Origin of the sequence: Undibacterium sp. KW1 (genome assembly GCF_009937955.1) — a bacterium.
Classification (GTDB): domain Bacteria; phylum Pseudomonadota; class Gammaproteobacteria; order Burkholderiales; family Burkholderiaceae_D; genus Undibacterium.
This window is the reverse complement of sequence record NZ_AP018440.1, coordinates 1-23,734: the sequence shown is the minus strand read 5'-3', so window position 1 is coordinate 23,734 and position 23,734 is coordinate 1. Positions and strand designations below refer to the sequence as shown.

Annotated in this window: 10 protein-coding genes; 7 read left to right on the top strand and 3 right to left on the bottom strand. The window is 53.5% G+C overall.

The window, feature by feature from the left end:
- Nucleotides 1-33 precede the first annotated feature (33 nt).
- Together UNDKW_RS29615 and UNDKW_RS30770 are read right to left on the bottom strand one after the other, a co-directional pair.
- Complete coding sequence (locus UNDKW_RS29615) at nt 34-9,342, bottom strand: non-ribosomal peptide synthetase (protein ID WP_232063486.1); 9,309 nt, start codon at nt 9,340-9,342, stop codon at nt 34-36.
- Nucleotides 9,339-12,770 (bottom strand): beta-ketoacyl synthase N-terminal-like domain-containing protein, encoded by a 3,432-nt coding sequence (locus UNDKW_RS30770; protein WP_232063485.1) that lies wholly within the window; start codon nt 12,768-12,770, stop codon nt 9,339-9,341. Before UNDKW_RS30770 ends, UNDKW_RS29615 begins: the two co-directional genes overlap by 4 nt.
- A gap of 206 nt (nt 12,771-12,976) precedes the next feature.
- On the opposite strand from UNDKW_RS30770, the gene UNDKW_RS29610 reads away from it, so the two are divergent.
- The 7 genes from UNDKW_RS29610 to UNDKW_RS30760 are packed head-to-tail and all read left to right on the top strand — an operon-like array spanning nt 12,977 to nt 22,762.
- A complete protein-coding gene (locus UNDKW_RS29610; RefSeq protein WP_162062170.1) occupies nt 12,977-15,040 on the top strand; it encodes a TonB-dependent receptor in 2,064 nt (687 codons plus the stop codon).
- Nucleotides 15,037-16,317, top strand: coding sequence for an MFS transporter (locus UNDKW_RS29605; protein ID WP_162062169.1), 1,281 nt, complete (start codon nt 15,037-15,039; stop codon nt 16,315-16,317). Before UNDKW_RS29610 ends, UNDKW_RS29605 begins: the two co-directional genes overlap by 4 nt.
- Nucleotides 16,314-17,981, top strand: coding sequence for a thioesterase domain-containing protein (locus UNDKW_RS29600; protein ID WP_162062168.1), 1,668 nt, complete (start codon nt 16,314-16,316; stop codon nt 17,979-17,981). Before UNDKW_RS29605 ends, UNDKW_RS29600 begins: the two co-directional genes overlap by 4 nt.
- Nucleotides 17,978-19,171, top strand: coding sequence for an FAD-dependent monooxygenase (locus UNDKW_RS29595; RefSeq protein WP_162062167.1), 1,194 nt, complete (start codon nt 17,978-17,980; stop codon nt 19,169-19,171). Before UNDKW_RS29600 ends, UNDKW_RS29595 begins: the two co-directional genes overlap by 4 nt.
- 20 nt (nt 19,172-19,191) lie before the next feature.
- Nucleotides 19,192-21,006 carry an ABC transporter ATP-binding protein gene (locus tag UNDKW_RS29590; RefSeq protein ID WP_232063484.1) on the top strand — a complete coding sequence of 605 codons (1,815 nt, stop codon included), beginning with the start codon at nt 19,192-19,194 and terminating at the stop codon, nt 21,004-21,006.
- Entirely contained in the window at nt 21,006-21,485 is a 480-nt protein-coding gene (locus UNDKW_RS30920) for an ABC transporter transmembrane domain-containing protein (protein ID WP_255431559.1), read from the top strand. Before UNDKW_RS29590 ends, UNDKW_RS30920 begins: the two co-directional genes overlap by 1 nt.
- A 23-nt stretch (nt 21,486-21,508) precedes the next feature.
- Complete coding sequence (locus tag UNDKW_RS30760; protein ID WP_255431558.1) at nt 21,509-22,762, top strand: ABC transporter ATP-binding protein; 1,254 nt, start codon at nt 21,509-21,511, stop codon at nt 22,760-22,762.
- Nucleotides 22,763-22,773: 11 nt separating this feature from the next.
- Here the strand turns inward: UNDKW_RS30760 and UNDKW_RS29580 are convergent, their stop codons facing one another.
- Nucleotides 22,774-23,682, bottom strand: a complete 909-nt coding sequence (locus UNDKW_RS29580) for a helix-turn-helix domain-containing protein (protein WP_232063483.1) — start codon at nt 23,680-23,682, stop codon at nt 22,774-22,776.
- Nucleotides 23,683-23,734: the final 52 nt, after the last annotated feature.

Genomic DNA, 23,734 nt, shown 5'->3' with positions numbered 1-23,734 from the left:
CGATTCTCTATCTTTTTGCGATTTTTTTAATAATCAGGCTTTGGATTGCTGACCACGCCTACGGCGGCGGTCATTGTCCAGACGCTGGCGCTTACGGGCTTGTCCGCTCTCAATATTGGAGATATCTTCCGTCACCAGTGACTGATCACGACTACGTAAATGGGCGGCAAGGGCGGCGATGCTGGTGTGCTGGAACACTTCGGTGATGCTGAGTACCCGTCCGGTATCCGCCTGCAATTGCTGGCGCAGTCGTATCAGGTCCAGCGAGGTTGCCCCCAACTCAAAGAAATTGGTCTGTGGCGCAAGCTCATCATGGCCGAGCAGTGCAGCAAGACGGCTGCTAACCGTGCGCAACAATTTGTCGTCGATGACAGGGCTGTCATCTGGCAGCGCTTCCGTTGAAATGTCGCTGAAGACTTCTGAAGCTGATGCATGCCAGCGATTCTCTGGCATGACGACTATGTTTTGCCATGCATCACTGTTCTGTGCCAGATTCAATAGCAAGCCGTGATATGCCAGGAACATCTCATCGACCAAACCTTCTGGGAATAGTGCATCGACCGAGTCCCAGTTGAATACCATGGAACCATCGCGCTCAACGACTTGCTGGTCTATCCATACCTGTGGCGTTTGGCTGATGCCATAGACAAATTCACCCAACCAGTCAAGTTCTGCCGCGCCATCATTGGCAACGCCGAGACCACTGGTAAACACCACGGGCATGGCAACTTGGTTCAGGCGCCGGTTGCGGCGTGCAGCTTCGCGCAATACTCGGACTGCCGATACCTGCATGTGTTCCAGATCAGCCCAGATCTGGCGCTGAATGGAAAACGCCCTTTCAGCAAAATTGGCAGTTACAGTAGCATCAAAGCCCAGCAGCACGAGTGAAGTGAAATCACCGACGAGTGCATCGATTTCTTCATGCACAGGTGGACGGTTGAAAAGAGTCAGGTTCAGGGTAAAGCGCGGTATAGCAGACCAGTTGGCAAGCACTTCGCCATAAGCGGCCAACAATACTGCATTGACAGTGACGCCATGCGCTGCCGCCTGGGCCTGCAAGGCTTGCGTGTCTTGCGGCGTCAGACTCGCTTCACGGCGGGTGAAGTGAGGCGGCGACACATCTTCCGGCGCATATTGCGTCAACGGCAAAGCCGGAGCAGGTGCCAGTGTACTAAGCTTGTCATGCCAATACGCCAATGAACGCTGGTAAGACGGCAACAATTCAATTTGCTGGCTCAGCATGACATAATCGCGGAAACTCGCTGTCAGTGGTGGCAATTGTAAATGAGGATCGCGGGCGAATTGCGACCATTCTGCCAGCAGAGTACGCATGGAGCGTCCATCACATACCAGATTGTCGAGGCTAACGAACAAGCGCACGCGGGTGCCTGTCATTTGCGCGGCGCGCACGGTAAACAAGGGCCAGCGTGCTGTGTCGAATACTTCATGCGACAGTTCCAGGCGGGTGATTTCCAGCCACTCGGATACTTCAGCGGCACTGGCAGCACGCAAATCATGGCTGGCAAGGCGGTAAGCTGGCAAATTCTGCAGCACTTGTTGCATGCCATCGACATTGATGACTGCGCGCAACATGTCATGCCGTGCCACTACCTGCTGCCAACCTCGTTCCAGATCAGCCAAACCAAGGTCTGCAACTTCAATTTCGGCATATAGATGCGTGGAGACGCCGCCTAGCTCGAAACTTTCATCACGTCCTATCCAGTAGGCTTGCTGTACATCAGTCAACGGGAAGGGCGCATAGCGTGCAGCTGCATCAGGTAGTAACGGTGGCAAGCTGTCTTCATACGGGGCTGCCTTTGCGACTCTTTCAGCAAATGCCGACAGACTGGAGGCATCGAACAGGTCTGACAAGGCTACATGCGCATTCATGCCATGGCGGACTCTTTCTATCAAGCGTACCGCGATAAGGCTATCGCCGCCCAGGTCGAAAAAGTCATCGTCACCATGGAGGTCTGCAACACCCAGCAATTCTTGCCATATCCTGACCAAGTCGTTTGCAGGCGGCATTGCATCATTGCCAGTTTGACGAATAGTGCGGCGGGTTACCCCCATTTCAGGCCGTGGCAATTGCTGGCGCATGACTTTTCCCGTAGCAGACAATGGCAAGGCATCCAGCTCAAGAATAGTTTGCGGCACCATATATGTAGGTAACAAGGTCGCCAGATGTTCTACCAGACGACGCGGGGCAAAGCGCAACACCGTATCGGTTTGCCGCGCTGCAAGCAAGTGCATGCCAGCATTGCTGTATGTGCCGGATGCAGCGCCGGCGGCAAAGCCTGCTTGCACCAATTCATCCAGCCACGCATTTTCTGGCAAAAGTGCATTGCCGTTTAGCTTCCTACGGTCTTCAAACTGGGTATAGCCACCTTCGAGCAAGGCGACCGTTGCCAGTTGGAAATCGCTATTACGGGTGATTTCTGGTGCCATCAACATGCCACCTGCATTTAGCAGCCTGCGCAGACGACGCAGCAAGACAGGGATATTGCGGCTACGGTGCAAGGCATTGAATGCAATCAGCAGATCGAATTCATATTCCGGCATACCCTGTGTCGCCGCTGCCCGTTCATGTTCAAATACGCGACAGTGGATAGTGTGCAAGGGACTGGCGGCTTGTGCGGCAAACGCCTGTTCAGCCTGCTCAACCAGGCTGCGCGCGGGGTCAGTCAGCGTATAGTCAATCGTGCAATCACTTAGCTGCGCAAGCAAATCACGTGCTGATGCACCACTGCGCGCGCCAATTTCCAGTATGCGCAAAGGTCGCCCCAGAAGCTGGGCCACACTGCGTATGGCAGCCGCCAGTGCAACTGTGCAAAGACCGGACAAAGGGTTCATGCGTGTCATTTGTTCTGGGGCCAGAGTGTCATCAGCACCATAAAACACTTCCAGTGCACTGGCCTGGCCGCGCAACACTTCCAACCTTTGACTTGCTCCTGACCGCAGACGTTGCAGGACAGCGCGTGATAAACCGAAGTCCAGTGCTTCTGGAACCAGGGTATTCCAGGCAGCTTCGCTGTCATACTGCGTATTAAGATCGAGGGTGTTTAACCAGCGTTGTGCCAGCACGACCAAGTCTGGTGCCGGTGCCAGCATCTGCAGTAAGTCCTCCTTGTCGCTAGAAGTTGCGCCGGCTGCCAGCAAGGTATCGCGCATCATACATTGACCTATATGGTCCATCAGGCTCCAGAACTGCTCCAGTCTCTCGGTTTGTCGCGGATTAGATGTTTGGGCAAAAGTTTGACGACTAATATGTTCAACGGCATTCCAGCGTTCACTGTGCAAGACAGGGTTGCCAGAAAATGCATCGTACAGACTAGTATCGGTGGTGTTTGGCACGACCCATGCGGCCAGACGCTTGTTGCCACGTGCCGGGCCGACAGCATCGGCAACTGCCTCACGTACACCGGGGTGACTCAAGAGCGCGCTTTCAATTTCACCCAACTCTATGCGGTTGCCCGCGATTTTGACTTGGAAGTCGCGCCTTCCCAAAAATTCCAGCGTACCATCGCCCCAGTAACGCGCCAGGTCGCCAGTGCGGTACAGGCGTTCACCATCTACAGGGTGGGTGATAAAACTGGCAGCGGTCTTGGCAGCATCATTTTCATAAGCCACAGCCAGGCCTGTGCCGCCTATATACAAGTCGCCGCTGACATGGTCTGGGCAATCGCGCAGACGTGTATCCAATACACGATAATGCTGGTTGGCCAGAGGATAGCCATAGGGAATAGAGTGCCATTGCGCCGGCAAGACATTTGGCACGATAAACCAGTTGGACCAGATCGATGCCTCGGTTGCACCGCCCATTGCCACCAGTCTTGCCTGTGGTGCCTGGGAGCGCAGCCGTGCGGGCAGTCCCAGTGCAATCCAGTCACCGCTCAAGAATACCTGGTGCAAACCAGCCAGTGATGCACCGGCAGCTTCCGCTTCTTCAAGCAAGAGTTCAAGCAGGGCAGGGACCGAATTCCAGATGGTGACACGATGACGCAACAGCAAATCCAGCCAATGCGCTGGGTCGCGTGTGCCACTTGCTGCTGGCAACACCAGTGCTGCACCGGTAGCAAAAATACCGAACAGGTCATACACGGACAAATCGAAATACAACGAAGACAGTCCCAGCACCCGGTCAGTATTGCTGATATCAAAACGGCGGTTGATATCCAGCACAGTATTCACAGCTCCACGATGATCAATCAATACCCCTTTGGGGATGCCTGTTGAACCCGAGGTGTAGATGACATAAGCATGGTCTGTCACTGCACGTTCAATGTGCGGGAAGCTGGCGGGCCAGGCTTGAGTCGCAACCTGGCCGGCATCAAGCACTGTCACTTCGCGTCCGGCACACATTTCCTGCACGATGGGCAGGCAATCTGCCTGTGTCACTACCAGTTTTATATGGCTACCATCAAGTATTGCCTGCAAGCGTGCGGCGGGCACATCTGCGTCCACCGGCACATATACGCAGGCAGAAGCCAGGATACCCAGGCAGGCAGCTATCTGTTCTGGCCCCTTGCGCATGACGATGGCAATACGGTCGCTGCGTGTAGCGCCATGCCGCAACAAGGCATTTGTCAGACGCAGGGACCAGTCTGCCAGTTCTGCATAAGACCATTGTTGCTCATGGGCGATCATGGCTATGGCTTGCGGGCTGCGTTGCGCCTGCTCAAAGAATAGCTGATCAAGGCAACGTTCAGGCATGGCGGCGGTGCTGGCATTGACTTGGGCGCGTATCGCTTGCTGTGTTTGTGGCAGTAGTGCAGGCAACGCCTGTTGCCATGCCAGTGGTTGTGTGGCCAGTTTTTCTAGCAGGCCGTGGTAAGCATTGAACATGGCATCCAGTGTGCCTGGCTGGAACAGGGCATCGACAGCATCCCAGTTATAAATCAATGCGCCATTGAGTTCACATGCTTGATGATCCAGCCAGACTTGCGGGGTTTGGCTGATACCATAGACGACGTTGCCGAGTGCACTATCCGGTGCAGCACCCTTGGTTGGGTCATTCATGCCCAGTTGACTGGTGAAAACGACAGGCATGGCAATCGCGTCCTGCCGTTCTCGGCCACGGTTCCATTCACGCATGACATCGACGGCGCTGAAAGCCCGATGCTGCAAATGTTCAAGCACTGTGCCATTGACGGCAGCCGCGCGCTGGCCAAATGGCAAGGCCTCGCTGCAGTCGAGTGGCAGCAGGGTAACTGCCGTAAAATCACCAAGCAGACGCGGCACATCGGCATGCCACGGAAGGCGGTCAAAAATAGTCAGGTTAAGCGTGAATTGCGGTTCTGCACTCCAGGCTGCCAGCACTTCGGCAAAAACTGCGATCAGCAATGACGCTGGAGTACAACCAGCCTGGGCGGCCTGGTCGCGCAAGCTTTGCCATAGTGGTGCCGCCAGTTGCTGTTGTCTGCGCGAAAATGTCGGGCTGGTCTGGCGCAAGGCCTCAGTTCGCAAAGGCAGTTGTGGCGCTGGTGGCAGGGCAGGGATGCGTTCCAGCCAGAATGCTTTGGCAGATTCGCGCTCGGCACGGCGCTCGCTACTGTGTACGTATTTGGCCAGCACATAATCACGGAAGGAAATCTGAAATGGCAATAAACCGGCAAGTTGCATATCCCCTTTTGCCTGGTACAGTGCCGCCAGTTCTTCCCAGATGATCTGACCGCTGGTGGCATCGTTGATCAGCATGTCTATGCCAATGTGCAATCTGACGCTACCTTCAGGAAGTCGGCTAGCACGGAGGTCAAACAGGGGCCATTTCGCCGCATCCATCACTTGATGCGACATGATTTCACGCCATGCTGTGCAATGTGCATCAGCAGCGCTCTGATCGGCATCAGTCAGATCAGCTACCCGCAAGGCATAGCTAGGTACTGTAGGCAGCACTCGTTGTAGGCCATCTTCAGCAATGACCAGACGCAGTGCACTGTGGCGGGCAACAAGCATATTCCAGCAGCGTTCCAGCAAGTCCAGGTCCAGCCCGTTTGGTGCGTCAGCTTCCAGGTAGGCATGACAAGCCACACCACCGAGTCCATAGTGGCTGTGACGACCTATCCAATATGCGTGTTGCAATTCAGTCAACTGGAAAGGCGAGTTTGCATTGGCGGGGTCGGCAATGATTTGTTCTGCTTCTTTCTGACCACGACTCTCTGGTAGTTGTTTGCCAAGTTGTTCGATTAAATAGTCCGTCAGGCCTTGTGGCGTATTGCGTTCAAAAATGGCTTTCAGTTCACATTTGATACCCAGACTCGCTTCGCAACGGCGAGAGAAATCCATGACCAGTATTGAATCCATACCTAGTTTTAGCAGTTGAATATCTGGTGTCAGTTGTGCCGGTGGAATGCGCAAGGTGCGCGCAAGTTCTGCAATCACAAAGGCATGCGCAGCTGCCTGGCGTGCCTGTTCATCCAGCGCATGCAGGGCGCTGGGCGTATCTGCCGTTACAGAAACAGCGATTGCATTTGCCTGACTGGCACTCAGGCAACGCTTGAAAGTGTTGGCCGGGTTATACAGCGCATACAGGGGAACAAATTGTTGCCAGTCGACATCGACGGCGACGCAAGTGCCGTCATCTGTTTCATGCTCGCCGCCTAATAGTTCGTCCAGCGTGGCGAGATAACGGGCGGGTGCCAGCCTCCTTATGCCTGCTGCCCGCAATAATTGCAGCAAGTCTTCATCCACTTCCGACATGCCAGCACCGCCACCCCAGGGGCCCCAGGCAATTGCCAGGGAAGGCAAGCCCTGGTGGTGACGCATGCGCGCCAGTGCATCCTGGTAGGCATTGGCAGCGCCATAAGGAATTTGCAAGCGCGAACCCCAGATGCCGGAAATGGAAGTGAAGCAGACAAAGTAATCCAGTGCACGCTTACACGTATGTTCATGCAATAGCCATGCACCTTGTATCTTGGCGCGGCTGACTGCCTGGTAATCCTCATTCGTGATCGTGGCCAGGTCATTGAAACGGCTGGTACCTGCACAATGGAAGACACCGGCAAGGCTGAAGCCGCTATCCTGCTCCATGCCAGTGATGTGGGCAAATACTCGCTCCATGTCATCTTCATCTGCCACGTCGGCATCAATATGAGTAATCTGTATGCCCTGGGCTTTCAATAAGGCCAGTCGTGCCTGCCAGCCCGAAGGTGCAGCGCGGCGTGCTAGCAACACCAGGTGACGTGCGCCACGGGTTGCGAGCCAGTCTGTAGCATGACGGCCCAGTGCACCGTAGGCACCGGCCACAAGATAGATGCCATCCTGTTTCAGCACTGGTGGCAGTGCCACTTTTGGCGATTGTGCAGCGACATGCTCAAGACGCGGGTGCAACCACAGTCCTTTACGCAAGGCTACGGCTTCTTCATGGCCAAATAAGGGGAGCAGGGCTGGTACGGCAGCTGCGAACGGCATCAGGCCAGCATCACTGTCCGCCAGTAGCCAGCGTGGACCTGGATATTCAAGTGCCAGCGCCCGTGCTGCGCCCCAAAGCGAGGCTTGCAAAGGATTGCCTGAAGTTCCTGCAATTGCCTGTCCTGAATTGGTTGGCAGCAGGATGCGTGGTTTCTTCTGAAGGTGTTGCAGTACCTTGACAAATTCAGTCAACTGCCAGCCTTGTTGATCAGCCAGTGTCACGTGCTCAGCCTGTGTATGCCAGCTATTAAGATAAATGACGACATCGCTGTCACCTAGCTGTACTGCTGCCAGTGGCCATTCATCTGCCGTCAATGAGTAGGTAGTGGCACCATTGGCTTCCAATTCGGCAGCAAAGGCGGCAGTATGCGAAATATCGCCACCTAGCAGGAAATAACGCTGCGCGTGTGTCTCATTTTTTGCCAGTGTGAAGTGTTCCCACTGTATGGCGTATAGGTCAACTGGCTTTGCTGCGGCGCGCTCTGGCTGCGGTTGCAGTTGCAACGGCAGACGTGGCGCATCATCGTCATAATCTAGCCAATAGCTTTGGCGTTCAAACGGGTAACGTGGCAAGCTACGAGGAGATGGCAGGCTGCCAGAGAATACATGGTCCCAGTCAAAATCCTGTCCGCTGATATACAGTGCAACGCAGGCATCGCCTATGGCGACAAGATCACTGCCACTACGGCGCAAGCTTGCCAGGCAATTGACAGCATGCGGCCATTGCTGCACAGCCTGATTACGCTGTGCCACGGCACTCAGAATCGCGTTCGGCCCTATTTCCAAAAGAATGTCGCAGGCGCTGACGGCATTTTGCAAGGCCTGGTCAAAGCGTACTGGCTGGCGTGCGTGATTTGTCCAATAGGCTGCATCTGGTGCCTGCGTCAGCAATTCGCCTGTGAGGCTGGAACAGACCGCAATGCGAGGTGCTTGCATCTCTTGCGCGGCACACTCGCTTTCCCATGCAGCTAGCATGGGATCAAGCAAGGGAGAATGGAAGGCATGAGATACCTGCAAGGAACGGGCATGTAGTTGCTGCGCAGTCAGCAAGGCTTGTACTGCTTCTATCGCTGCCGAAGAGCCAGAAAACACCACGTCCTGCGGGCCATTGTAGGCTGCGATAGCAATCTCGCTGGCATAGTCAGCATGCAATCCGGCCAGCACGGCAAGTGCCTGCTCTGGCGTTGCCCGCGCCGCCAGCATGGCACCACCAGCAGGTAGTGCTTGCATCAAAACGCCGCGCTTGACGATCAGACGCGCGGCCTGCTCCAGTGTCAGTGCTCCGGCGATGACCATGCCTGCGAATTCACCTATGGAGTGGCCGAGCACGATACTTGGCTGCACGCCAAAAGCCTGCCACATTTTCGCCAAGGCATAGCCAAGCGCAAACAGCGCAGGTTGAGCAAATGCGGTTTGTTGCAGGCGCACGTCGTATGCATCATCATGCATCAGGGTGATGACTGACATACCCAGATCAGTTGCGAGCGCTGCATCAACAGCATCCAGCGCCTGACGGAAATCACGCTGCTGCGCATACAGTTCACGTGCCATGCCACTATATTGTGAGCCTTGACCGGTGAACAGAAAGCCTATTCTTGGATTGCGCATTGCTTCTGTCGCTGTATATTCTGGTGCTGCCAGTTGTTGCAAGCCGTTAGCCAGTTCTTCGCGGTTGGATGCCAGCACAGCGGCACGCATGCCATGATGTTCACGCTGGCGTGCCATTCCACGGGCCATTGCAGGCAAGTCGTCATAGCCAGCCAAATTTCCTGCATAGCTGGAGGCCAGCATGCGCAATGATTCTGGTGAGCGCGCTGACAGCAGGAAAAGTTGCGGTGCAGTGATTTTTTCTGATGGTTTGGCGCTGGACATCAAAGGTGCCTGTTCCAGCAAGACATGGGCTATGGTTCCGGCGAAACCATATGAGGTCACTCCGCGCGCCGCAAAACCTGGCGCTTGGGCCAGTTGATAGTTTGTTCAGGCACCCGCGCAGGAATCAGATCTAGGTTAATCAATGGATTGACTTCATGCAATTCAACCGCAGGTGGCAATTTTCCATGTTCGATGGCGAGTATGGTCTTTACCAGGCCTGCGGCACCGGCGGCAGCTTCCAGGTGACCAATATTGGTCTTGACTGACCCCAGCCATAAAGGGTCGTCAAGGTCTCGTCCGCGGAAAACATCAGCGACGGATTGATATTCAATCGGGTCACCCAGACGGGTGCCTGTGCCATGCAATTCTATGTAATCGATATCGGCGGGTGTCAGTCCGGCCTTTTTAAGCGCCAGAGTCAACAGGCGTTGCTGGGCAGCTCCATTCGGTGCTGACAGGCTGCTACCTGCGCCGTCCTGACGTACCGTCGTGTCGCGGATGACGGCACGTATGGCATCACCATCGGCAAGTGCATCGGACAAGCGTTTCAGTACCAGCACCACACATCCTTCGCCCCGCACATAACCGTCGGCGCGTGCATCCAGCGTCTTGCAACGTCCATCAGGGGCCAGCATGCCCGCCTTGTGCAATACCAGATCAACTTCAGGCAATAGCTGCAATTTAACGCCAGCAGCGAGTGATAAACCAGATTCACGCGCCCGCAAGCTTTGTACTGCCAGATGCAAGGCACTATGTGAAGCCGAGCAGGCAGTATCTACTGCCATGGAAGGACCTTCCCAGCCAAAACTAAAAGACAGGCGGCCGCAGGCAGCAGCAAACGAAGTGCCTGTGCCCCAATAAGCATCGAAGTGCGATGGTTCTCCACTGATGAAAGGCAGGTGACCATAGTCACCTGTACCTATGCCAACAAACACACCAGTGTCGCTGCCGCGCAAGACAGAAGGGCGCTGACCTGCATCTTCCAGCGCATGCCAGGCCACTTCAAGTAGCAGGCGCTGCTGGGGATCTGTGTTCATTGCTTCACGCGGTGACATGCCAAAAAAAGCGGCGTCAAACTGATCTACCTGATTCAGGTAAGCACCGAAACCGGGTATATCTTCACGGGTGCGGAAACGTTCTGACGGCGCAGGGCGTATGGCACAGCCGCCTTGTTCCAGCATTTCCCAGAATGCTTCATCGCTGTTGGCATCTTGCCCATCCTGGCCAGGCAGGCGAAATGCCATGCCAATGACGGCGATGGCTTCTTTGTCTACCGAAGCGTGAGATGCTTTTTCTGTATCAATATCCGGAGCGGAAGAAACAGTAGACTTGTTATCGGTAGCGAGTGGCAAGCGTGCCTGATTTATCACGGCAGTCTGCAGGTGCACTGCCAGTTCAGTCAGACTGGGGTGATCGAATATCACGTTGTCAGGCAATTTTATGCCGAGGGATTTTGCCGCGTTTGCGACCAGGCGCGCTGCCGACATAGAATCCAGTCCATAATTGAACAGGCTCGTGTCAGGATGTATTGTTCTTGCTGTGACCGTACCCAGTATGGCAGCAGCTTCGTTTGCCAGCCAGTTGCGCAAGTGCTGATGACGTTGCACCAATGACAGCGGGCGCAACTTATCCAGCAAACCTGTGTCACCAGATGTTTCTGATACTTGATGAGCCTTTATCACATGTTGATGCAGGACTGGTAAGCTACTATCAAGATAAGACTGACGCACAGCAGCACGCCTTACCTTGCCACTGGTTGTGCGCGGCAAAGTGCCTTTGCGTATCAATACGACTGCATGGCTGCTCAGTTGATGTTCTTCCGCTACTGCTGTGCGGATGGTGTTGATTATTTGCTGGTAGTCGACATCAGCCCGCTTCGTGACCTCCTGCACAATGACCAGGTGCTCTGTTTGTTCGTCACCCTGAGTGACTGAGAATGCCGCACCGCTTTCCGGAACTGTGGCCTCATGACTGCGGCCACTGGTGACTTCTATATCGTTCGGATAATGGCACTGTCCGCGAAACAGCAGCATGTCCTTGAGCCGGCCGGTGACAAATAAATGCCCCTCATGCATGAAGCCCATGTCACCAGTACGCAGGTAGGGCTTGCTGTCTTCTTCATTGATACTGATGCTGGCTATGCATGCCCCAAAGATATCGCGATTCAGTTCAGGTTTGTTCCAGTAACCGCCAGCAACGGCGGGGCCATTGATCCAGATTTCTCCAACCTGGTCTTCAGCCATTGCCGCATGGGTTTCGGGGTTGACGATGCGCACATCCTGGCCACCAAAATCATTGCCATTGCTGGTATAGCGTCGCATGTCTGTGTCGGCGTTTTCCTCGAGGGCTGGACTGACGACAGCTTGCCCTCGTTCCAGTTTCGCTTTGTCCACATCAATGAAATATGGATCATGGTCGTCAACATGAGCCGTCACCAGTAAGGTCGCTTCCGCCAGACCATAAGCTGGTTTGATGGCTGTGCGGCGCAAGCCTTGCTCAGCAAATGTGGCATAAAAGCTTTTTATCTGAGTGGGCAATACAGGTTCGGCCGCAGGCATCAGGCAAGTTACAGATGCCAAGTCGATGGTAGCCAGTCTGTGTGGCGCTGTTTTAGCTTCATCAGCACACAGGCGCAAAGCGAATGAAGGGCATGGTAGAGCAGTGGCGCGCTCACGCGTTGCTAGTTCCAACCAGCGCAAAGGGTCGGCAGCAAAGGCCATCGGTGCCATATAGACAGCCCGGCCCCCATAGGCAAGCGGCAGCAATATGCCCATGATCAAACCCAGATCGTGGAACAGTGGCAACCAGCTGGCAATGACTGTATTAGTGGCTGGACGGGTGTTGACTGCGGTCAGTCGTCCCAAAAATTCTAGATTGTGCAGCATGGGGCCGTGACGGTTGACTACCCCTTTAGGCTGACCAGTCGAACCTGAGGTGTACTGCAGGAAGGCCAGTGCCGTGCCATTCAATGCCGGACGTTGCCAGATCTGGGAACTTTCTTCCTGTAAATCCTCCAGTTGCAGCAAACGCAAACCATGTTCATTGGCAAAAGCTTGCAGGTCGCTGCCACTTGCATCAGTAACTTGCTGGTTGCTGATGACCAGGGTTGGCCTGCAATCACGTGTAATGTCGCCCAGCTTTGGCAGCACGCGTCTAACTCTGGCAGCACCCGGTAAATTAACTGGCACACCAGTGACTCCTGCATAAAAACAGGCCAGCAAGGAGACTACATAATCTATGCCTGATGGAAAGAGGATCAGCGCACTGTCACCCGGATTTGTGCATTGCTGCAGGCTGGCGGCGCAACACTTTACGCGTTCTGACAAGGCAGAATAAGTCAGGCGCACATCATCATTGATATCTGTGCCTACCGCGCGCTGGCCGATAAAGCATAGGGCTTCGGCATCGGGCTGGTGCAGTGCATGATGTTCTATCCAGTCAACCAGAGTCGGGTGCTGGCTCAAAGAGATGGCAGGTGTATTGGTCATCGTTTTTCTCTATATCAGTTGGCATGGCGGAAACTGGCCCGGTTTGCTGGCTTGCTTATGGCTTTTCCGCATTAGCATATGAATATCTTCTAAATGAGAATGATTATCAATTAAAAGTACCGATTACGATATTTTTTGCACCGATCACGGTAGTGCGCCGCGGAAATGCCGTAGATACTGCGGCCACTGATCAAAGAGGAGTGGAAATGAAGTTGAGTTATTTGCGTAGTGTTTTACTCGCCAGCGGTGCACTGGGTGCTAGCAGTTTGATGAGCGGGGCAATGGCGCAGCAGCGCGAAGATTATGTGTTGCCAGAACTGGTGGTTACTTCCACCAAACTTGATGCGACCGGGCTGACACCGGATGTTGCCAGTTCAGTTGCCACTGCAGCGCGCCTTAGTGCCGCTGGTATCGTGCGTACTGATGAGCTGGGCAAAATGTTTCCTGAGCTGACAGTTATGCCGCGCAGTACCCGGGTTTACTCGCTTTTCAGCATGCGTGGAGCTCCCTCCATTGATTTTTATAATCCTGCGGTAACAGTCTATGTCGATGGCATACCCCAAGATATGTCTTATTTTAGCCAGCCCCTGGCTGGTGTTGCGCAAATTGAATTATTAAAAGGGCCACAAGGCAGCCTGTATGGACGTTCTGCACAGGCTGGCGTCATCAATATTGTCACCAGCAAACCGAACAACAACAGCAAAGCAAATTTGACTCTGGATCTCAGCAATATGACACGCAGACTTGATGTCATGGCCAGTGGTGCCTTGATCAAAGACAGTCTGTATGGTGACATCAATGTTTATGCCGACGAATATCCAGGTCGCTTACGTGCCAATGGTGCTGCTAAAGTTGCTGATGATTTGGGTTCTAGCCGCGAAGTTTTGGGACGGGCGCGTTTGCGCTGGGCACCAACGGGTGGCAATCTGGATGCCTTGCTGACATTGAGCCGGGATCGTTACAGCGCACATGATGAGTACTTCCAGTCTTTCCCATTGAAAGACCGTCGGGCAATCGCTAGCACGCCATTTGATTTTGCCGAACCAATGCTGACCCGCACGGTCAGCCAGGTCGGGCTTGCTGTTGACTATTTCATACTTGACTGGAAGCTGACATCTAGTAGTTCCTATCAGGACAGGAAATTCGATCGCGTCATCACCACAGGTAATGCTGACCCGGAAAATCAGAAGACCTATTACCAGGAATTGCGCCTTGCAACCAGCGGTGGGAAACGCGCTGTAGATGGGGTGTTTGGTCTGTATTATGAAAAGCAGGACTTTGAACGTCTACGTGGTGTGGCAGTGGCAACAGTGCCTGCCTTCCTGTTCCCGGGTCCAAGTAAAAGTGCAACGACCATCACATCCATGGCGATCTTTGGTGAAGCAGTCTGGCATATTAATGAACGCCTGGATTTGACGGGTGGCTTGCGCTACAGCGTAGATAAAGCAGATATTGATTTTAGACGCACAGGTCCTGCGGGCCTGTCTTTTGTGGCGGACAAGCGCTTCAGTCATATCAGTCCCAAGCTGGCACTGGGATATCAATTAACGCCTGAATGGCGTGTATATGGCTTGATAAGCGAAGGCTACAAAGCTGGAGGTTATAACCGTGTTGCAGAAAACACAGTGGGTGGCATTCCTTACGAAGCAGAAACCATACGAAACCTGGAAGCAGGTTTCAAGGCTGACCTGATGGGCCATCGTTTGCAACTGGATGGCACGATTTTTCATAGCAATACCCGCGACTTGCAGGCACCAGTGCAATCTGGTCCATTCCAGATGCTGACCAATGTCGGTGATGCCAAAACCAATGGTCTGGAAATCAATGCCGCCTTCGCTGCCACACCAGACTTCAGTGTGCGAGGTGGTGCCAGTTGGACGCATAGCACCATAGAAAACTTCCACGCGCCAGTTGGCAACGTAGATTTGAATGGCAAACGTGTGCCCTATGTTGCTCCCGTCAGTTTGCGGGCAGGCATGGAGTATCGCTTCCAGTTGGCTGGTGCAGGCACGCTGCGCTGGAACACCGGTCTGACTTATTCAGGTGACCTGTGGTTCGATACCGCCAATACCCTGCGTCAGCCGACTTATACACTTATTGATACTTCGCTTAACTGGGAAATCAACAAGCGGCTTAACCTTACTGCCTATGTCGACAATGCTGGTGACCGTATCGTTCCTAACTATGCGTTTTCGTTCGGCCCTCTCGGCAATTTTGGACAATACAATCGTGGGCGCACGGTTGGCTTACGCCTACAAGCGCAATTATGATGAAAAAAATTGGCGCACCCATGGCTGCGGGCAGCCTGCTTACTGTACTGGGTGGTTTGTATGCTACCCAGGGATTGTTGAGTGGGCTGGTGCATGAAGGTTTGCCTGTGCTCTTGCGGGCGCGTGGCATAGGCCTGGACAAGATAGGTTTGCTGTCGTTGTTGTTTTTGCCGAGCGCCTTGAAATTTTTATGGGCCTCACGCATAGACCGCATGACAGGTGGTCAGCCTGAACAAAGCTTGCGCTGGGCAAGTAATTTCCAGTTATTCCTGCTGTGTGGTGTGCTGGTGTTGACTTTGCTGCCGCTAGAATCCGCGCTGTCAGGCATCATGCTTTTGTTGCTGGTGTTGATGGTGGCATCGGTCACACAAGATATAGTCACCGACGGCATGGCAGTGCAAGCATTGGCTGTTACCCAGCGCAGCCTGGGAAATAGCATGCAAATTGGTGGCAGCTATCTTGGCTATATCCTGGGTGGTGGTGTGCTGGTGACTGTGGTTGGCTACGTTGGTTGGGAAACCGGAATACGCTGTCTTGCTGCACTAGTTGCTTTATGCGGTTTGCCCGCACTATGGCTACGCAGACGACGTTTATCACCAGCGGCACCTGTCATTAAGACTACGCCCAGCCTTAGAGCAGCCTGGTGCCGCCCAACCATACGCTGGGGAATGGCAACCATCATCAGTTGCCAGGCGTCTTTGCGGTGGTTCAGTACCATCATGCTGACTTATCTGGTGGACCGTGGCTTTGCGGTGGTCGAGATCGGCATCTTGTCCGGTGTAGGTGTGGCTATCGCTGGTGTGGTCGGTGCCTTGCTCGGTGGCTTGCTGCTCAAACGTTATCAACGCCGCAGTATGTTGAAGGCCAGCCTGGTAGCATATTTGGCGCTGCAGCTTGTCTACCTGCTTATCGAAAGTCAGGCATGGCATACGAAACCCTTGCTGGCTGGCGTGTTTCTGCTGTTTTGCACGACGATGTCGCTAGGTTTCGTGGTCTTGTACACAATTATGATGGACTGGGCATCACCAGCGCAGGCCGGTACTGATTATTCTTTGCTGCAATGTACCGACGCATTTTGTGCATTGGTATTTGGTCTGAGTGCTGGCTGGGTCACTTCGAGGCTGGGCTATGGTGCGACTTTCATCATCACCAGTGGTCTGGCATTTGCGGGTTTACTGCTGGCCCCTCGTCTATATGCTAGAGCCTTAGCCAATGGAGAAGCTGAGGTAGTAGCAGAAGATCCGGTACTGTCGGCTCTGGCAGAGGTCAGGTCATGACGGAGGTCAAATTGCAAGCACAAGAGGCGGCGGGCTTGACTCGTCTTGTATATGCACGCCTGAACGACCTGGTGACGGCACTGGATGCTGGGCAGCGTTTTGAATTCATGAATCGCGGCTATGCGGAAGCGGGAAGCAAACAGTCTGCAGGAGATATGCAGGAACGCCTGTTGTGGGAGATTATCGGTGACACGGCTCTGGATGGTTGTCATATTCTTGACGCGGGCTGTGGCCGTGGTGGCACGCTGGCGGCAATTGCACGCAAACAGACATCTGCCAGTTTGACTGGCATTGATTTGTCACCTGAACAGATCGATGCCTGCCGCAGCCGTTTTGGGAGATTGAAAGTACGCTGGCAGGTAGCTGATGCAGCCAGTTTGCCTCAGGTGGCTGGGAGTCATGACGTGATACTGGCTATAGAGTTGCTCAAGGAATTGCATACACCATCTGCATTCGTGCTTAGTGCAGCGCGCTTACTGAAGACGGGCGGCTGTCTGTTGATTGCAGATTTGCTCAACGAGGATGCTTGGAAAACGTTGAGCAGGCAACTTCTTGAAGGTGGTTTCAGGCTGGATTCCTGTCGTGATCTTAGCGCAGGCGTATTGGCTGCTGCCAACGTCAGACAGATGCAGTATCAAGAAAATGGTGGTAATGGCGATGCCGCCACCAATGAAGAAAATTTTCTAAGAACCGTACTCAGTGAAGAGCTCGCAGCGCAGCAGACAGCACTGGCAACGGCCAGTTTGCGCTATAAGGCTCTGCGTCTTATCCGTGATGGCAGACCAGTCAATGAAAACCTGCCACATTGGCAGCTTCCCGTGCCAACAGCAATCGCCCGGGTAACAGAAACATCTGCTTTTGCTGCACCAGCAGCCGTTGGCGAGGTTTTTCCTTATGGTATGCCCTGCGATGATACGCGTTTGCCTGTCTTTGCTTTTCCTTTCGCGGGAGGTGGTGCCTCGGTTTTTCGAGGCTGGCATCAAACGCTGGCGAACGACATGCAATTTTGCCCAGTACAGTTGCCCGGCCGCGAAGGATTTTTGATGGAAAGTCCTTTGCAATCAATGGACCTCTGGGTAGCTTGGGTCATGACACAAATTCGGCCACAACTTGATGCCATGGGCGATGAGCGTCCATTTGCTTTGTTCGGCCATTGTCTAGGTGGCCTGCTGGCATACGAGCTGGCACTGGCTTTGACCGAGGCTGGCAGGCCACCAGCAGCCCTATGGTTGACCGCAACCAATCCGCCGCATCTGCCATTGTCATCCATGCTCATCAATTTATTGCAGATCGCTCCTTTCGATCATGCTGACTTGGCGATTGTGCTCAAGGTGTTGGGCGGTACGCCGCCAGATGTACTGGCAGCACCAGCCATGATGCGCGCGGTGCAAAAGACCATGCAGGCGGATTTCGCTGTCGGCGCGCGCTACCAGCGTTTTGAGAAACGACGTCTACCTTGCCCTGTACATACCATAGCAGGCACGCGTGACAAACTTGTCACACCATCGCATATGCGGGGCTGGCAAGCCTACAGCGCGACACCAGTTGCAGGCATGAGCATAGACGCTGAACATTTTTTTCTGCGCGAGTCTCGTACAGAAGTGCAGGCCATGCTACGCACGCAAGCTGCGGCAATAGCAGGGAAAGCAGGAAATATCGTATGAGTAGTAAAAGTATCTTGATATCCGGTGCAGGTATTGGTGGCCTTTGTGCAGCATGGTGGCTAAGTCGCAGCGGCTATGCAGTCACTATTGTTGAACAGTCAGCTACTTTGCGCGATGAAGGTTATATGCTCAGTGTGTCTGGTGCAGGCTTGCGGGTGATGGAGGAGATGGGCTTGCTAGTGCAACTCCGCCAGGCAGGATTGTCCATGGACCGTCATCTCTACCTGGATGTTCGCGGGAACACCATCATGCAATTTAATCACGGCAAGCTGATGGCGCAACTCGACCATCAAACGGTTTTGCGCAATGATCTTGCCAACATCTTGCATCAAAGCCTGAACGATACAGCGAACTTGCAATTGGGGACAAGAATTTCCTCTCTACAGCAAGATGAGCAGGGTGTAGATGTACGGCTCAGCAACGGTCAAGCCGGACGCTTTGACTATGTGATTGGCGCTGATGGTTTTCGTTCAACGACGCGGCGGCTGGCATTTGGACCAGATACTGAATTTTGCCAGCATCTGGGCATGCATGCAGCAGCTTACTGGCTGGATGCTGGCACGCAATTGGAAGAAGATATGGTTGCCATTGCCGAGCCACGCCGCATGAGCATGTACTACCGGCTTGGCAGCAAAGGCATCACAGCGTTGCACATCTGGAAATCCGATCTGGACACCGCAGCGACGCAAGAGGCTCGCAAAGATCAGTTGTTAGCTCAATTTGCTGGCAGTCATGCCCGTGTTACAGATGCTATTACCAATTTACCTGCTACACGCTCCATCTACATGGATGCGCTGATGCAGGTGCACATGTCTGAATGGAGTCGTGGCAGGGTGGTCTTGCTGGGGGACGCTGCACATTGCCTGAGTTTGGCAAACGGGCAGGGTGCCAGCATGGCACTGGCAGGGGCTTGCTGCCTGGCGCAAGAATTGGCGGCAGATTCCAGTCCGGCGGCCTTGCAGCGCTACCAACAACGTATGTCACCCGGCTTACATGCTTTGCAAGTCCGTGGGCGCAAGGCAGCCAGCTTGTATTTGCCTGACAGTGCATGGTCTTTCCGGATGCGCAACTGGATCATGGGCGCCATGCCCAAGTCCATGCTGCTCAATTATTTTCTCAAAAGTGCGCGAGAAGAAATTCACCTAGCAGACCATATTCAACTACGACAGCTAAGCAAGCAGGCAGCATAATGAGCGATCAAGCAAATACTATGGCTAACCGAAAACGCGGTGTGTGGGCGTTGTTGGAATTGGCAGGTGCCCGCAAGGCCAGCCTGATCTGGGCTGGCATATTCAGTGCCCTCAGCAGTGTGTTGTCGTTGGCACCGCTATTTGTCATTTATGTGGTGCTATTGCGATTGGCACATAACGGGCAAGACAATGCCCTTGCCGGACTTTGGACCGTATTGTGCTGGGGGGCGCTGGCAATGGGCCTGCGCTGGTTGCTGCAAGTCAGTGGCGGGATACTGGCGCATCTGGCGGCTTTTAATATCTTGTTTGACCTGCGTCTGGCAGTAGCAGACAAACTCAGGCGCGTGCCCATGGGCTGGATCACGGCACGCAGCGCAGAATCCACCAACAAAGTATTGCGTGATGACGTGGACAGACTGGAACTATTCATTGCCCACCATCTTAATGACAGCGCTGCTGCCTTGACCTTGCCTTTGATCAGCGCCATTGTCCTGTTCTATCTGGACTGGCGCATTGCTCTGGTGACCCTGGCGACTGTGCCATTTGCAGTCGTCGTGCAACTGCTGCTATGGAAAAAAGTACCGGAAGTCATGCGTGAATACAACGAAGTCAATGCTCGCTTGGCCAGCCAGGTAGTGCAATATGTGCAAGGCATTGCCGTCATCAAGACCTACTATCGTGGTGCAGAGAGCACCAGCAGTGCAGTTGCCTTGCATCAGGTGGTTGCCGCCTATTTTGATGTCATCGTACGCATGGTGAAACTGACAGTACCTGCCTGGTCAGCCTTTACCGTGGTGATTGGTGCCAATATGTTATGCGTATTGCCGTTTGGTGGCTATTGGTATTTACAGGGTAGTTTGTCGCTGGAACTGTTTGTTCTTTGTCTGTTGCTTGGCTTGGGTATCACCCGACCGCTATTTCAACTGGCATTTTTTGGCAGCCTGATGCGCCTGATACAAGATGGCTATGGCCGGATACAGGACTTGATGGAAGCTCCTGAACTGCCAGACGCCACAGGCACCCTGGTACCAGACGACAACAGCGTAGAATTTGCCCATGTTGGCTTCGGTTATGGTGATGTGAATGTCTTGCAAGACGTCAGTTTCAAGATGGCAGCAGGCAGTTTGACTGCTATCGTCGGCCCCAGCGGCGCTGGAAAAACGACGTTGGCGCAATTGCTCGTTCGCTTTTGGGATGTGCAACAAGGTGCTGTCAAGATTGGTGGCATAGATGTGCGTGAACTGCCTTTGGAAAACATGCACGCCCAGATCGCTTACGTAATGCAGGATGTCTTCCTGTTCGACGACACGGTGCTGGAAAATATACGCCTTGGCCGCGAAGATATCAGCGAAGCTCAGGTAATTGCAGCGGCAACTGCGGCGCAGGCACACGATTTCATTAGCCGCTTGCCGCAAGGCTATCAAACCGTATTGGGCGAGCGCGGTGCGCGATTGTCCGGTGGCGAAAAACAGCGACTGTCTATCGCCAGGGCATTGGTTAAGGACGCGCCTGTGATTGTCCTTGATGAAGCCACAGCATTCTCTGACCCCAACAACGAAGCACAGTTATTGCAAGCCCTGGGTGTACTGACACGTGACAAAACCGTCATGGTCATCGCCCATCGCTTGTCTACGATTATTGACGCTGACCAGATCGTGGTGCTGGATGCAGGCCGTGTCATCGCTTGTGGCAGGCATACAAAATTGCTTGAGGACTGTGTTTTGTACCGCCAGCTATGGCAATTGCAAAGCGATAGTGCTAGCTGGAAAATAAAGGCTGTATCAGGCCATGAACAACTTGCCTTGGCACATAATGCTGTAAAAGGAGCAGCATAATGCAGATGATATTTGGATTAATGCGCATTGTTAAAGGTGATACATCAGTCAATAATACTGGTCGCTTCCGTCGCAGCATCGTCTGGCGAGTGGCAGAATCACTGTTTGCCACGGTTCCCTATGTAGTCCTGTTTGCCGCGTTGAATGCCATGTTCGGTGGCTATTTCAATATGGCGCTTTTGATCAAGTTGATGCTGATACTGGTCGCCAGCCTGCTGCTGCAGTTAGTGTGCAGTGTCGCATCCAATGTGGACGGCTTTATTGGTGGTACTGGCATGATGTGTGACTTGCGTCTGCAAATTGCCGGGCATCTGCGTCGCTTGCCACTGGGGTTTTATGCACGTCGCCAGACTGGTGAATTGACGGCAGTCATGACAGAAAACCTGCTGCATATAGAAGAAGCCTTCACCCATCTGGCTGGTGAATTGTGCGGCAGATTGGCTATTGCCGGGCTGACGGGGGATTGCTGCTCTTTATAGATTGGCGTTTGGGCTTGTTGACCATGGCGAGTGTCGCAGCAGGCTTATTACTGTTCCATCTGGTCAAGGAGACAGCAAGCATGGTCAGCCGTGCCAAAGTCTCACAAAAAGCGACAACCAATAGCCGCTTGCTCGAGTTCGTGCAAGGCATCAAGGTAATCCGTGCTTTTGGCTTGTCAGCACGAGGCTATGACAAGGTATTGAGTGCGCTGCAAAACCTGCGCGCACTGTCGATACGCGTGGAAATCATCGCAGGCATTGCCGCAATCGGTTTTTCTATCTTACTGGAAGTCGGTTTTTTACTGGTATTGGCACGCGCTTTCCAACTGAACCTGGATGGCAAACTGGCACATGCCACACTTGTCGTATTCCTGGTCATGAGTCATCGCTTTTATGCCATGATGAACGAGTCTGCCTTGTTGACCGCGCAACTGGCATTTTATGGAAAAAGCTTTGAGAGAATAGCTGCTTTGCTCAACGAAAAAAGCCTGTCTGAGCCTACTTTGGCTATCGTGCCTGACCGCCACGATATAGAATTCTGCAATGTCAGCTACAGTGCCGAAGCTGGTGCGCAGACCTTGAGAGATATCTCATTCAGTGCTCAGCCAGGCACAGTGACTGCCCTGGTAGGCCCCAGCGGTGCTGGTAAGACGACTATCGTACATTTGCTGGCCCGTTTTCATGATGTGGCAAGCGGAAAAATCCTCATCGGAGGTGTCGATATTCGTCATATGCGCCAGGATGCACTCATGGACATGCTGGCCATCGTACTGCAGGAAAGTTACCTCTTTAACGACACCATAGAAAATAATTTACGCATAGCCAAGCCAGATGCGACTCAGGAAGAGCTGGTCGTTGCCGCTCGCGCTGCCTGCTGTCATGACTTCATATCAGCACTGCCGCTATCCTATCAGACCATGGTTGGCGAGGGTGGTAGCAACCTGTCTGGTGGCGAAAGACAACGTATCTCAATTGCACGCGCCATTTTGAAGGATGCCCCCATTATTCTGCTGGATGAAGCCACTGCATCCATAGATGCCGGCAATGAACACGCAATACGGCAAGCCATGGCGGCACTAGTACGTGGCAAGACTGTGCTGATGATTGCGCACCGCTTGCAGACCATCGCTGACGCCGATCAGATACTCGTGCTGGACCAGGGCAAACTGGTAGAGCAAGGACAGCATACTGGTTTGATGCAGCATGCTGGCTTGTACTCACGCTTCTGGGAGCAGCAGGAAAGTTGTCGCCACTGGCGTTTTCGTCAGGCGATCTGAATCTAGCAACTCTAAAAAGGTGTTTTCAGTTGAGAGAATTCACGTGGCGACATGCCAAAATGTCGCCGGAATAGTTTGGAGAAATGGCTGGGATTAGCATAGCCTGTTTGCATCACAACTTCAGTGATGCTGAGTTCTGTACAACTGAGCAAATGCGCGGCAGCCTGCATGCGTTTTTCTTGCAAATAGGCATGTACCGAATTTCCAAACAGGGCCTTGAAACCTTCCTTCAGCTTGCGCTCATTCAGGTTAGAAGCATGGGCAAGTTCTGCCAACGACCAATTGTGATCCAGTCTTGCCAGCATACATTCACGCGCGCGATCCAGTTTTTTATGGTCCCGCTTTTGCATGGCAAGTTTGTCCTGGCTTCGTGGAGTGGCCAGGATGGATAACAAGGCTTCCACCATCAACGACAATAATTCCAGTGCCTTGCTATGCAAGAAAAGCTGTTGAGTTCCTTCAGGTGTGCGCTGACGAAAAATTTGCTCGGCAATCGCCCTAATTGCTGCTGAGGCAGGGAACTGATAGAGAAAGCTGTCTTCACCAGCTGGACGCAAGCTTGCATTAGCTGCAAGCTGCTGCAACATGGTCTGGATTTGCATGCCTCTTATTTGCTCCAGTGTTTGCGCTGTAAAATGGATCTCGATAGCGCGCAGACGCTGATGTCCAGGTAGGTTGGTTTCCGAACAGCTATTGCTGGGCGAGGCAAACAGCAAAGCCTGATCTGGTGCGAAATGGATTCGCGAACGGTCAGCCAGTATGGATTCGCCGCTGCCTTCCAGAAATACACAAAGAGCCAGGCAGGGTGGTGATTCTGATTTGACGCTACGATACTGTTGCGGTGTGTAATCAATATGGGAAATCTTGACCCCGGGGCCAGTACTGATCTGTAGACGGGTTTCTTCAAACTGTGTTGACATCGGTCGCAAACCGTTCATAAACGCTCACTACAAAGTACGGTTGAACAAATGT